Annotated in this window: 15 protein-coding genes; 6 read left to right on the forward strand and 9 right to left on the reverse strand. The window is 73.4% G+C overall.

The genetic code is table 11. The annotated features are described in order from the left end of the window. The first annotated feature begins 92 nt into the window (after positions 1 to 92). The gene (locus EOE48_RS18290; RefSeq protein WP_127731757.1) at positions 93 to 389 is read left to right on the forward strand and encodes a hypothetical protein; all 297 of its coding nucleotides are present in this window, start codon (positions 93 to 95) and stop codon (positions 387 to 389) included. A 23-nt stretch (positions 390 to 412) separates the two neighbouring features. Here the strand turns inward: EOE48_RS18290 and EOE48_RS18295 are convergent, their stop codons facing one another. Then, positions 413 to 616, reverse strand: a complete 204-nt coding sequence (locus EOE48_RS18295; protein WP_127731759.1) for a hypothetical protein — start codon at positions 614 to 616, stop codon at positions 413 to 415. A 340-nt stretch (positions 617 to 956) separates the two neighbouring features. Between EOE48_RS18295 and EOE48_RS18300 the strand changes: the two genes are divergently transcribed. Then, positions 957 to 2,147 carry an MFS transporter gene (locus EOE48_RS18300; protein WP_127731761.1) on the forward strand — a complete coding sequence of 397 codons (1,191 nt, stop codon included), beginning with the start codon at positions 957 to 959 and terminating at the stop codon, positions 2,145 to 2,147. Between the two features lie 7 nt (positions 2,148 to 2,154). Here the strand turns inward: EOE48_RS18300 and EOE48_RS18305 are convergent, their stop codons facing one another. From EOE48_RS18305 to lptC, 4 genes are all read right to left on the reverse strand, one after another. Then, positions 2,155 to 3,126, reverse strand: a complete 972-nt coding sequence (locus EOE48_RS18305; protein WP_127731763.1) for a homoserine kinase — start codon at positions 3,124 to 3,126, stop codon at positions 2,155 to 2,157. A gap of 100 nt (positions 3,127 to 3,226) precedes the next feature. Then, positions 3,227 to 4,240: a 4-hydroxy-3-methylbut-2-enyl diphosphate reductase gene (gene ispH / locus EOE48_RS18310; protein WP_127731765.1), complete on the reverse strand. Its 1,014-nt coding sequence runs from the start codon at positions 4,238 to 4,240 to the stop codon at positions 3,227 to 3,229. Between the two features lie 129 nt (positions 4,241 to 4,369). Next, positions 4,370 to 5,089 carry an LptA/OstA family protein gene (locus EOE48_RS18315; RefSeq protein WP_127731767.1) on the reverse strand — a complete coding sequence of 240 codons (720 nt, stop codon included), beginning with the start codon at positions 5,087 to 5,089 and terminating at the stop codon, positions 4,370 to 4,372. Next, positions 5,086 to 5,823: an LPS export ABC transporter periplasmic protein LptC gene (gene lptC, locus EOE48_RS18320; RefSeq protein WP_425463674.1), complete on the reverse strand. Its 738-nt coding sequence runs from the start codon at positions 5,821 to 5,823 to the stop codon at positions 5,086 to 5,088. The genes EOE48_RS18315 and lptC overlap by 4 nt, the downstream gene beginning before the upstream one ends. Positions 5,824 to 6,236: 413 nt before the next feature. On the opposite strand from lptC, the gene EOE48_RS18325 reads away from it, so the two are divergent. Next, positions 6,237 to 7,247, forward strand: a complete 1,011-nt coding sequence (locus EOE48_RS18325; RefSeq protein ID WP_187371463.1) for a DMT family transporter — start codon at positions 6,237 to 6,239, stop codon at positions 7,245 to 7,247. Here the strand turns inward: EOE48_RS18325 and EOE48_RS18330 are convergent. After that, positions 7,159 to 8,337, reverse strand: a complete 1,179-nt coding sequence (locus EOE48_RS18330; RefSeq protein WP_187371464.1) for a PepSY-associated TM helix domain-containing protein — start codon at positions 8,335 to 8,337, stop codon at positions 7,159 to 7,161. The genes EOE48_RS18325 and EOE48_RS18330 overlap by 89 nt on opposite strands. A gap of 215 nt (positions 8,338 to 8,552) precedes the next feature. Continuing rightward, on the reverse strand, positions 8,553 to 8,681 hold the full coding sequence (locus tag EOE48_RS30275; protein WP_281292784.1) for a hypothetical protein: 129 nt from the start codon (positions 8,679 to 8,681) through the stop codon (positions 8,553 to 8,555). A gap of 70 nt (positions 8,682 to 8,751) precedes the next feature. On the opposite strand from EOE48_RS30275, the gene EOE48_RS18335 reads away from it, so the two are divergent. From EOE48_RS18335 to tatC, 3 genes are all read left to right on the forward strand, one after another. Beyond that, on the forward strand, positions 8,752 to 9,015 hold the full coding sequence (locus EOE48_RS18335) for a twin-arginine translocase TatA/TatE family subunit (protein ID WP_127731771.1): 264 nt from the start codon (positions 8,752 to 8,754) through the stop codon (positions 9,013 to 9,015). Between the two features lie 147 nt (positions 9,016 to 9,162). Further along, positions 9,163 to 9,681 (forward strand): Sec-independent protein translocase protein TatB, encoded by a 519-nt coding sequence (gene tatB, locus EOE48_RS18340; protein WP_127731773.1) that lies wholly within the window; start codon positions 9,163 to 9,165, stop codon positions 9,679 to 9,681. Then, the gene (gene tatC, locus EOE48_RS18345; RefSeq protein WP_127731775.1) at positions 9,678 to 10,463 is read left to right on the forward strand and encodes a twin-arginine translocase subunit TatC; all 786 of its coding nucleotides are present in this window, start codon (positions 9,678 to 9,680) and stop codon (positions 10,461 to 10,463) included. Before tatB ends, tatC begins: the two co-directional genes overlap by 4 nt. 202 nt (positions 10,464 to 10,665) lie before the next feature. On the opposite strand, the gene nagZ is transcribed toward tatC, so the two are convergent. Together nagZ and EOE48_RS18355 are read right to left on the reverse strand one after the other, a co-directional pair. Continuing rightward, entirely contained in the window at positions 10,666 to 11,676 is a 1,011-nt protein-coding gene (gene nagZ, locus EOE48_RS18350) for a beta-N-acetylhexosaminidase (protein WP_127731777.1), read from the reverse strand. Between the two features lie 191 nt (positions 11,677 to 11,867). Continuing rightward, positions 11,868 to 12,202, reverse strand: a 335-nt coding sequence (locus tag EOE48_RS18355; protein WP_148239789.1) for an SPOR domain-containing protein, incomplete at its 5' end; no start/stop codon positions are given.

Raw genomic sequence — 12,202 nt, forward strand, 5'->3', positions numbered from 1 at the left:
CGGCGCGGAAAACCATGCGCCGCCGGCGCTCCGCCACACTTCCCGCGGCCGCCGGTGCTTGGATGGCCGCTCCTCGTCACGGGACCCGACCGATGCCGATCCTCGCCTTCCTGGTGTTCCTGGCCATGGGGCTGACCAACCTCGCGGCGGTGCAGGCCGGCCTTGTGCATCTCACCGGCATGCCGGTGGCGCTCGCCGTCCTCATCGCGATCCCGGTGTTCTACGTCCCGATCCTCGGCTCGGTCGCCGGCTGCGTCGGGGCGCTGATCGCCTGGCACCTGCCGCTGCCGGCGGCGGTGCTGCTGTTCACCTGGCCGGCCGTCGCGGCGGCGCTGGCCTGGGGCGTCGGCCGCGCCCGGACGCGGCTCGCGGGCGGGTCGGCGGCCTGAGCCGCCGGCCGGACCCGCCGGCCTCACGCCGCTGCCGGTTCGGTCTCGGTCACGTCGGCCCGGTCGGCGCGCTCGCGCCAGTCCTCGACGCCGTGCTGGCGGGCGAAGCGCAGGGTCGCGGCCCGCAGCGCGCGCTCGGAATCGCGGGCGCGGGTGATCTCCACGGCGCCGATGGTGAACGGCACGCCGAGGATCTGCTTGGCGAACAGCACGCGGTAATGCGACATCCACACTCCTCCTCGTTGCATAGGGCCCCGCTTGCCGCGGTGACCATTCTGCCGCAGGGTTTCGTTCCTCGCGGCGACGACAGTGAGAGCGGCGACCATCCCTGATCAAGATGCCGACTTGATCGAGCGGCGCCGTGAACTCCGTCCGTCCCCATCATTTCGGGATCGACGGCATCCGATTCAAGTCGTGGCCCGGAGCGGCGCCCGTGCGGCCCGATCCGGGCACCGGCGGACCGGCCGCGCCATGTCCGCAGGACAGGGCGGCCCCGCGGGCGCGACGGCTGCTGCGGTGCAGCGGATCCCTACCTTGTGCGGGATCCGTCCGGAGCCGCCACCCGTCATGACCGCCTCGCCCGCCCCGCCCGTCACGGCCGGCCGCGTCCCCGCGCTCACCGCCGCGACCCGCATCAGCCTGAGCCTGATCGCCGGCGGCGCCGTCGCCAACATCTACTACAACCAGCCCCTGCTCGGGCTGCTGGAGCAGGATCTCGGCCACGCCGCCGCCGTGCTGGTGCCGACCGCGACGCTCGCCGGCTACGGGCTCGGCATCCTCGGGCTGGTTCCGATCGGCGACAAGTATCCCCGCCGGGGGCTGATCGTCGGCCAGCTCGTCGCCCTGGCCCTGGTCCTGGTCGTCGCCGCCCTGGCGCCGGACGTCACGGTGCTGGTCGGCGCGAGCTTCGTGATCGGGGTGCTGTCGACGGCGGCGCAGCAGGCGGTGCCGTTCGCGGCCGAGCTGGCGCCGGATGCCAGCCGCGGCCGGATGGTCGGGCAGGTGATGACCGGGCTCCTGCTTGGCATCCTGCTCGCCCGCACGGCGAGCGGGTTCGTCGGCGCCGGCTTCGGCTGGCGGGCGGTGTTCTGGGCCGCGGCCGGGCTGTCGCTGCTGCTGGCGCTGATGGCCGCCCTGACCCTGCCGCACACGCCCTCGGCCCGCCATCTCGGCTACGGCGCGCTGATGCGCTCCGTCCTGGAGCTGGTGCGGACCCACCCGGCGCTGCTGCGCGCGGCGCTGTCGCAGGCGCTGCTCTTCGCCGCGTTCAACGCCTTCTGGACCAGCCTCGCGCTGCTGGTGCAGGGGCCGCCCTTCGGGCTCGACCCGGCCGGGGCCGGCCTGTTCGGCCTCGTCGGCGCCGCCGGCGCCCTGGTCGCCCCCCTCGCCGGCCGCTTCGCCGACAGCCGCAGCCCGCGCCCGGTGGTGGTCGGCGGGGCGCTGCTCACGATCGCGGCCTTCGCGGTGTTCGGCCTGTTCGGCGGCACCTCGCTCGTCGCGCTGGTGGTCGGCGTGCTGCTGATCGACATCGGCATCAACGCGGCGCTGATCGCCAACCAGACCCGGGTCTACGCCCTCGCGGCCGGCGCGCGGGGCCGCATCAACACGGTGTTCTTCACCCTCATCTTCGTCGGCGGCGCGGTCGGGGCGTCGGTCGGCACCCGCACCTTCGCGGCGGCCGGCTGGCCGGCGCTCTGCCTCGTCGGCGGCCTGTTCGCGACCGCGGCGCTCGTCGTGACGCTGCTGGAGCGGCGCTGACCGGCGCTCAGCCCGCCGACGCCCAGCCGTACTCGGCGGCGTCGGCGACGCGGCGGTGGAAGGCGAGCTTGCGGTCGTATTCGAGCGGGTCCTTCGGCTTCACCAGGGCGCCGGGGGGCACGTTGAGCCAGTCGACCAGCCGCGTCAGCATGAAGCGCAGGGCGGCGCCCCGGCACAGCAGCGGCAGTGCGGCGACCTCGGCCGGCTCCAGCGGCCGCACCCCCTGGTAGGCGGCGATCATCGCCTGCCCCTTGGTGCGGTTGAACGACCCGTCGCCCTCGAAGCACCACGCGTTGAGGCAGATCGCGAGGTCGTACGCGAAGGCGTCGTTGCAGGCGAAGTAGAAGTCGATCAGGCCCGAGACCGCGTCGCCGATGAAGAACACGTTGTCGGTGAACAGGTCGGCGTGGATGACCCCGCCCGGCAGGTCCTGGGGCCAGCCGGCTTCGAGGACCGCGAGGTCGGCGCGGGTGCGGGCGGCGAGGCCCGGCGCCACGGTGTCGGCCTGCGCCTCGGCCTGGGCGAAGAGCGGCCGCCACGCCGCGACCGAGAGGGCGTTCGGCCGGCGGATCCCGAAACCGGCCCCGGCGGCGTGCAGCCCGGCCAGCGCCGCGCCGAGCGCCCGGCAATGGCGCGTCGCCGGCCGGCGCACCGAGACGCCGTCGAGGAAGGTCACGATCACCGCCGGGCGGCCGCACAGGCGGCCCAGCGCCTCCCCGGCCCGGTTGCGGATCGGCTGCGGGCAGGCAAGGCCGTTCGCCGCGAGATGCTCCATCAGCCCGAGGAAGAACGGCAGGTCGCCCTCGGCGACCCGCTTCTCGTACAGCGTCAGGATGTAGGAGCCGGCGGTGGTGTGCAGGAAGAAGTTGGTGTTCTCGACCCCCTCGGCGATGCCCTTGTAGGACAGCAGGTCGCCGATGTCGTAGGCGGCCAGGAAGGCGGCGAGCGCCTCGTCGGGAACTTCGGTGTAGACCGCCACGGCCGGGATTTCCGTCTAAGGCTGGGGTGAGAGGACGCGAAAAAGGCGTCGCCCCGGAATGGGGCGACGCCTCGGACGGCCGGGCCGTGACGCGGGCGGACTACTCCGCCGCTTCGCTGCGCAGCTCGCGCGGCAGCGGGAAGACCATGTCCTCGGTCGTGGTCGAGACGGTGTCGACCGTGACCTCGAACCGGGCCGCGAAGGCGTCGATGATCTCCTCGACCAGCACCTCGGGCGCCGAGGCGCCGGCGGTGAGGCCGAGGCGGCGGATGCCCTCGAAGGCGGCCCAGTCGATCTCCTCGGCGCGGTTGAGCAGGCGGGTGATCGGGCAGCCGACCCGCTCGGCGACCTCGCGCAGGCGCTGCGAGTTCGAGGAGTTGGAGGAACCGACGACGATCAGCGCGTCGACGAGCGGCGCGATCTGCTTCACCGCCTCCTGGCGGTTGGTGGTGGCGTAGCAGATGTCGTCCTTGTGGGGACCGACGATCGCCGGGAACTTCGCCTTCAGCGCCTCGACGATGTGGCGGGTGTCGTCGACCGACAGGGTGGTCTGGGTCACCCAGGCGAGGTTCTGGCTGTTGTCGACGGTCAGCGCCTCGATCTGGTCGATGTCCTCGACCAGGGTGATCGAGCCCGGGGGCAGTTGCCCCATGGTCCCGACCACCTCCGGGTGGCCGGAATGGCCGACCAGCAGGACGTGGCGGCCGCGCTTGTGGTGGATCTCGGCCTCGCGGTGGACCTTGGTCACCAGCGGGCAGGTCGCGTCGATGGTGATGAGGCGGCGCGCCTCGGCGGTCTGCGGCACCGTCTTGGCGACGCCGTGGGCCGAGAAGATCACCGGGGCCTTGCCGTCCGGGACCTCGTCGAGTTCGGCGACGAAGACCGCGCCTTTGCGCTTCAGGCCCTCGACCACGTACTTGTTGTGGACGATTTCGTGCCGGACGTAGACCGGCGGCCCGTAGATCGCGAGGGCGCGCTCCACCACGTCGATCGCCCGCACGACGCCGGCACAGAAGCCGCGCGGCGCGCAGAGCAGGATCTCAAGCGGGGGCTTGCTCTCCCGCGGGGGCTTGGCGGAAACGCCGGCGGTATTCTGGTTGGCGGGATCGCTCATGGTACCCGGGATGTGGCGAGGCCGGGCGGCCCCTGTCAACCTCTTGTGCCACCGAATTCCGGCGATCAACAGGCGCGGACCGGCCTCATCGGTGCGGAACCCGGCCGGTGTGACGCCGGGGCCAGGATCTCAGTTCGCCTGCGCCCTCGGCCTGGGCGCCGCCTTGGCGCCGGCGACCGGCTGGGCCGGCTGCGGGCAGCCCGCCTGCTTGCCCTCGGGCTTCTTCTCGTCCTTGCCGCCCGGCACGAACATCGCCGAGACGCGCCCGCCCGCCACCGGGTCCATGTTCGCCCGGCCGGTGGTGATGTCGTAGACGAGGCGGCTGCCGCGGGTGACGTTCTGGCACTGGCTCAGCACGACGTTGCCGGTCAGCACGACGCGGTTGGCGACCCGGTCGAACACCGCGTTGTCGCCGGTCGCGACCTGATCCTTCGACACCACCGTCACCGGCCCGGCGCACACGACCTGCCTGATCGCGCTGCCGTCGGTCGGGTCGCCGGGCTTCGTCTCCGCGGGCTTCGTCTCCGCAGGCTTGGGATCGGCCGCCTTGTCGCCGCCCTTGCCGTCCTGCTTGCGCTGGTAGTGCACGGTCATGCTGGAGCAGCGAATCGTGCTGTCGCCCTGCACCGCCACGACGTTGCCGGCGAACACCGCCCGGTTCTCGCGGTCGAACACGTCGAGGCGGTCGGCGTCGATCTTGATCGGCTCCTTGCCGGTGCCCTTGCCGAAGGCGCCGAAGCCGGAATTGCGCTCCTTGGCGGCCGGCGGCGCGGTCTCGCCGTTGGCGGCGAGCGCCGGCACGGTGAGCAGCAGGATCGCGGCGAGCGCGGGGCGGAGGAGAGGTCTCACGGACGGTCGTCCCGGATCTCGGCCGACGAGGTGCGCAGGGTCACGGGCGCCTCGGGCTCGGGCTGGCTGGTGAACACCGCCTTGACGTTGCCGACGAACGAGATCGTCTTGCCGTTCTCGGCGACCGCGATGGTGTCGGAGCGGATCGAGCCGGTCGGCATGGTCACGGTGACCGGCTCGGCGGAAGTCATGCTGCCGGACTTGAAGTCGACATGGGCCGAGGTCAGCCGCGCCTCCTGGCCCTTGTCGGTCCACAGGCGGATGCTGCGGTTCAGCTCCAGCGCCTCCTTCTGGGTGTCGAACACCCCGGCGGCGGCCTCGATATGGGCCAGCCCCCCGCTGGCGTCGGTGATGAGGCGGCCGCGCATGCTCTCGAGTTCGATGATGAACGGCTTGCGCACGTCCTGGAGCGCGGCGCGGGCGGTCACCTCGTAGGGGCGGTTGTCCTTGGAGCGGTAGCCGGACAGGCGCGGGCTCTCCATCGTCACCTTCGAGCCCGACACCCCGATCGAGCCGAGGCTGACCGAGACGCCGAGATCGGCGAACGGGTTGAGCCACGCCGCGGCCGCGATGGCGAGCGCCGAGAGGCCGGCGGCCAGCGGGATCGCCCGGCGCAGCCAGCGCACCTGGACGCTGTGCCGGCGCGCACGGCGATGCGCCCGCGACCGGCGCGCGTCACCGGCCGGTCCCGTGGGAGAGGGTTCCGCGGGGATCGAGGTCTCGACCGCTTCCAGCACTGGCGTGACCACCTGACATGCGCTTCCGGGCTCGAACGCGCCGCCGCCCCCGCCGCGCGCCCGTCCCCGCCCTGCGCCCCCCCGATGTCGAAGTTATGGCCGCCGCGGTGCCGGATCGGCAATCGGCGCCCGGGTCACACTCGGAAGGAATCCGACCGGCAGGGCTCCCGGTCGCGCTCTTCGCGCCGCGGAAGCCGGCCTCCCCCGCTGCCGTCCCGTCCGTTTCCCGGGCGTGTGGACGCGGACGGGAAAGGAACCCCGGGCCCGTCACGTCGAGCCGCGACGCCGTCCCGGAATCGCTCTATCGCACCGCGAGGCGATCGGCCGTGAACCGCGCGAAGCCGCGTCGTCGGATGGAGCCGATCGTCCCCCCCACACGCCCGGCACCGCCCGGGCCTCGGAGATCCGTCATGATCCTCGGCATCGCCGCCGGCCTCGTCACCTGCGCGCTGTGGGGGCTGACCTTCGTGGCGCCGCGGGCGGTGGCGCCGTTCACGACCTGGGACCTGACGGTGGCGCGCTACCTCGTCTTCGGGGTGGTGTCGGCCGGGCTGATGCTGCATCCGCGCCTGCGGCCCCGGGGGCTCGGCCCGCGCCGCCTCGTCACCGGGCTGCTGCTCGGCTGGATCGGCTACGTCGCCTACTTCGTCGCCGCCGCCTTCGCGGTGCGGTCGGCGGGGGCCGCGATCCCGCCGGTCGTCATCGGGACGATGCCGGTGGTGCTGCCGGTGATCGCCAACCTGCGCGAACGCGCCCTGCCCTGGCGCCGGCTGGCGCTGCCGCTCGCCGCCATCGCGGCCGGCGTCGCCCTGGTCGATGCCGCGGCGCTCGCCCAGGCGCCGCCGGAGAACCGGGAGGCGGTGTGGCTCGGCACCGCCTTCGCCGGGCTCGCCCTGGTGATCTGGATCGCGTACGGCCTCGTGAATGCGGCGGTGATGCGGGCGCCCGACGCGCCGGACGGGCTGCGCTGGACCGGGATCCAGGGCCTCGGCGCCGCGCTCGGCTGCCTGCCGCTGCTGCCGCTGGTCTCGCTCGGCGACGGCGCGCCGGTGTCGGAGCGCGAGTGGCAGGTCTTCGCCGCCTGGGCGCTGCTGATGGGGGTGGTCGGGTCGTGGTTCGCGACCTGGAGCTGGATGGTCGCCGCCCGCCGGCTGCCCCTGGCGCTGGCGGCCCAGCTCATCGTCGCCGAGACGGTGTTCGGCCTCGTCTACGGCTTCCTGTTCGAGGCGCGCTGGCCGAGCGCCGCCGAGGCCGCCGGCTGCGCGCTCCAGCTCGGCGGCGTCGCCGCCGCGACGCTGCTGTTCGGCCGCGCCGCCCGGGCGGCGGTCGCCGTCACCGCGACGCCGCGGCCGGAACCGCCGGCGCCCGCGCAATCCGCCGCCGGCTGCGGCGCCGGCCGAGATACAGGAGCAGCCCGGTGACCGCGAAGAGCGGCATCGCCAGGGCGGCGAGCAGGAACGCGACGGTGCCGGCCATGCCGAACCAGCGGCCCTGGTGCAGGTCGAGCATCGCGGTGACGAGGCGCTCGCCGAGGGGTTCGGCGGCGTAGAGGGTCCTGCCCTCGATCCGCCCGTCGGGCCGGATCCGCCACTCGTCGCGGGCGCGGGGATGGGGGGCGTCGGCGGCGAGCGAGCGGATGCGGACCGTGCCGGCGGGGTTGCGCGGCACGCTCACGCTCGCCCAGGCGTAGGGGCCGGCGGCGGCCCGGAAGGCCGCGAAGGCCGGATCGAGGGCCGGGACGGGCCCGGCGCGGCCGGCCTCGTCGCGCGGGGGCCGCGCCTCCGCCGCCGGGGCACGGCCGGTGAGCAGCATCGTCGCCCCGGCGCGGTACCAGCCGTAGGACCACCACAGGCCGGTCAGCGCCATGACGAGGTAGAGCACCAGCACCCAGGTGCCGACGACCGCGTGCAGCGACCAGTAGAGAGGCCGGCCGCGGCGGCCGAGGGCGGGCTTCAGCCAGACCCGCCAGTCGCGCGCCCGCGAAGCCGGCCAGCGCAGGTAGAGCCCCGACAGGCTCAGGACGATCAGCCCGAACGCCGCCGCGCCGGTGATCTGCCGGCCCGGACCGTCGGGGCCGCCCGGCAGCGCCAGCCAGCGGTGCAGGCGCAGGACGAGCGCGAACGCCGCCTCGCCGCGGGCCTCGCCGAGGATGCGGCCGTCATAGGGGTCGAGGCGCAGGGTCTCGCCGCGCCCGGGCCGGCCGGGCTCGGGCGCCAGCCGCACCTGGGCCGACTCGCCGCTGGTGCCCGGCACGGTGACGGCGGTCACCCGCGCCCCCGGCCGTGCCTCGGCGAGGCGGGCGACCAGCCCGTCGGGCGTCAGGGCGGTGCGGCCCGCCGCCTCGACGGTCACGATCCCGGGATTGAGCGCGCGCAGGATCTCGTCCTCGAAGCTCATCGCGGCGCCGGTCAGCGCCATCGCCACCAGGACGAGGCCGGCGACGAGGCCGACGAACCAGTGGACCTGGAACAGCACGGCGCGCAGCCGCGTCTTGATCTCGCGCAAGGTCACGCCCGCTCCCGCCAAGGATCTCGTGTGCGAAGATCGGTCCGGGCGGTTCCGAGCCGGAGCGATCCGATGAGATGTCGGCCCGCACGAACGAGGAGAGCAAGTCTGCACGACGCCGGAAGGACACCCCGGCTAAAGCCGGACGGCCCGTCGTGTCAATCATCGCGGCGATGAATGTCCATTCCGATCCAGTTTTTACTTATTGTAATTGACCTCCGTCAGCCGGACCACGACGGCAGCGTCCGGTCGAGGAACCGGCCGCCGTGGCGGCCCGGCACCGGGCCCGTCGCCGCCGGGCGTTCCTGCCCGTGCGACGCCGCGAGGCGCTTGTGTTCGCCCTCCGTCATCCTTAGGTTCCGGCGACTTAGAGGGACTCGCCGCGCCCGTCTCAGTCTTCGCGCGGCGCAGGAGAGAGCCATGGGTGGCACGAGCATCTGGCACTGGGTCGTCGTCGGCGTGATCGTCATGCTGCTGTTCGGCCGCGGCAAGGTTTCCGACCTGATGGGCGACGTCGCCAAGGGCATCAAGGCGTTCAAGAAGGGCATGGCCGACGACGAGCAGACCCCGGCCGCCGCCCCGCCGCCGGCGCCCCCGGTCTCCGCCAACGAGCCGGTCCGCACCCTGCCGCCGCACACCGAGCCGGTCCCGGCCGCGACGCCGGTCGACCGCAAGGTCGGCTGAACGCGGCCGCCCCGCTTCGAGCGATCCGCCTGAGGAAATCGCGCTTTCTCCGGCGCGGATGGGTGACCGCCCCGGCCGGTCGGGTTTAGAGAGCCTGCTGCGGCGCGCCATCGCGCGCGGCCGCCGAAGGGGCAGGGCCGTCACGCCATGTTCGATATGAGTTGGGGCGAGTTGATGCTGATCGGCGGCGTCGCGCTGGTCGTCATCGGCCCGAAGGACCTGCCGAAAGCCCTGCGGACCGTCGGGCAGGTCACGTCCAAGCTGAAGCGGATGGCCGGCGAGTTCCACGCCCAGTTCAACGAGGCGATGCGCGAGGCCGAACTCGACGAGGTCCGCCGGGAGGTCGGCGAGATCAACCGCACCGTCTCGTCGGGGATGTCGGGCTTCAATCCGGTCCAGACCATCCGCAACGAACTCAAGGGCGCGGTGGACGGCATCAGCGCCTCGCCCTCCTACGACCCGCCCCCTCCGGCGCTGCCGGCGGTCGATCCCGTGCCCGCGCCCGGCATTCCCGAGGCCGCGGCCGAGACGCTGGCGCCGGCCGCGGAACCCGCCGCGGAACCCGTCAAGCCCAGCGCCGACACCCTCGCGGCCGCGACCGCGCGCCTGCGCGCCGCCGCCCGGGCCGCCGCCCCCGCCCAGACCACGACAGGCGAGACGCCATGACCACCGAGGCCGACGACGCGGAGATCGAGGCCTCGCGCGCGCCGCTGATCGACCACCTGATCGAGCTGCGGTCGCGGCTCATCAAGTCGCTCCTCGCCTTCGCGGTGGTGTTCTTCGTCTGCTTCTTCTTCGCCCCGCACATCTACAACGTGCTGGTCTACCCCTACGTAGCGGTGGTCGGGCCCGAGAAGGCGCGGCTGATCGCGACGCACTTCCTCGAGCAGGTGTTCACCAACATCAAGCTCAGCGTGTTCGGGGCGGCGTTCCTGTCGTTCCCGATCGTCGCGACCCAGGTCTACGCCTTCGTGGCGCCGGGCCTGTACCGCAACGAGCGCCGGGCCTTCCTGCCCTACCTCGTCGCCACGCCGGTCTTCTTCGTGCTCGGCGCGCTGGTGGTGTTCTTCCTCGCCATGCCGCTGCTGATCCGGTTCTCGGTCAGCCTGCAGCAGATCGGCCAGCCCGGCGAGGCCACGATCGAGCTGCTGCCGAAGGTCGACGAGTACCTGTCGCTCATCATGACGCTGATCTTCGCGTTCGGGATCGCGTTCCAGTTGCCGGTGATCCTGACGCTGCTCGGGCAGATCGGGGTCATCGACTCGAAGTTCCTGGCCGAGAAGCGCCGCTACGCGATCGTGCTGGTCTTCGTCGCCGCCGCGATCCTGACGCCCCCGGACGTCATCAGCCAGCTCTCCCTGGCGGTGCCGATGATCCTCCTCTACGAGGCGTCGGTGATCTCGGTGCGGACGATGGAGAAGCGACGCGAGAAGGCGCGGGCGGAGTAGATCCCGCCCCCGACCGCGCGGCTGTCCGGGGACAATTCCTCATAGCAGTCAAGCGCGTCTCCCTCGGGAGACGCGCCCTGTAGCTTCCGCCGGACGGCCACGTTCGTGTCGGGAGCGGGAGATCAGCGCCGCATCTCGGGGCCATTGCCCGCCCCGCCGCAAGCCGTACAGGCAATGTCCCCGCCGGAACCGTCTCCCGGGCTCAGGCGGCCGCGGCGAGGCCGGCATCCAGGCGGGCGCGGGCCTCCGCCGCGTCGAAGCCGGAGGCGGGGGCGAGACGCGCGAGGGCGGCGTCGGCCCGGCGCAGGGCCTCGCCGGCGAGCACGGGGGCCGCCGCGACGACGCCTTCCATCTCGGTGCGGTCGCCGTTGCAGTGCAGGCCGACGTCGCAGCCGGCGCGGAACGCCGCCTCCGTGCGCGAGCGGAAATCGCCCGAGAGCGCACGCATCGACAGGTCGTCGGTCATCAGCAGGCCGTCGTAGCCGATATGCCCGCGCACCACCTCGGCGATCACCCGGGCGGAGGTCGTCGCCGGGTTGTCGGGATCGATCGCCGTGAACACGACGTGGGCCGACATCGCCAGCGGCAGGTCGGCGAGCGCCCGGAACGGCCGGAAATCGTGGGCGTCGAGGCCGGCGCGGTCGGCCGTCACCACCGGCAGGGCGTGGTGGCTGTCGGCGCCGGCGCGGCCGTGGCCGGGCATGTGCTTGACCACCGGCAGCACGCCGCCCTCCATCAGCCCCTCGGCGACGGCGCGGCCGATGCGCGCCACGGTGTCGGGATCGGTGCCGTAGGCGCGCTCGCCGATCACGTCGTGGGCGCCGGGCACCGGCACGTCGAGCACCGGGGCGCAATCGACGTTGATGCCGACCGACGCGAGGTCGTGCGCCATCAGCCGGGCGCCGAGCCGGGCGAGGGCCGGCGCGTTCTCGGGGCCGCCGGCCCGCAGGTAGCTGCGGCCGGACGGGTAGGCGCGCCAGTGCGGCGGCCCCATCCGCTGCACCCGGCCGCCCTCCTGGTCGATGAGGACCGGCGCGTCGTCGCGCCCGACGGTCTCGCGCAGGGCCGCCGTGAGGGCCCGCACCTGCTCGGGCGTCTCGATGTTGCGCTTGAACAGGATGAAGCCCCACGGCCGAGCGTCGCGGAAGAAGGCGGCCTCCTCGCGACCGAGGGTCGGACCGGCACAGCCGAGGATCAGGGCAAGGCTCGTCATCGACGGCAGGTCTCGTCACGGGCTGGAGGAACGGGGGGCCGGCCGGGTCGCGGGCGGCAGTCAGGCTCGAATCCGCATCGGGTCGGGGACGCCGATTCGGCGCCGCACGTCAGGACTAGCCGATCGGCCGGTCCGGGGCTGTCCACCCCGCGCCACACCCGGCCGGTCCGGCGTCGGTTCAGTTCTTGGGTTCAGTTCTTGGCGACGAAGCACTGGCCGCCGGCAGCCTGGAGCTTGTTGCACAGGCTGGTGGCGTTCTCCTTCGCCATCGGCCCGACGCGGACGCGGTAGATCGACTTGCCGTTGACCTCGGCCTGACGGATCAGCGGCTGCTGACCGCCGAGTTCGGCGGCGTAGCGCTCCTGGGCCTGCTTGAAGGCGGCGCGGGCCTCGCTCTCGGTCGCGCGGACGGAGAGCTGGACCGAGAAGCCGCCGACCGCCGGCTGCGCGGCCGGAGCCGGCGCGGCGGAGGTGGCCTGCGGCTCGACCGCGGCCACCCGCGGCGGCGCGGCGGGCTTCGGCGGAG

Origin of the sequence: Methylobacterium oryzihabitans (genome assembly GCF_004004555.2) — a bacterium.
Classification (GTDB): domain Bacteria; phylum Pseudomonadota; class Alphaproteobacteria; order Rhizobiales; family Beijerinckiaceae; genus Methylobacterium; species Methylobacterium oryzihabitans.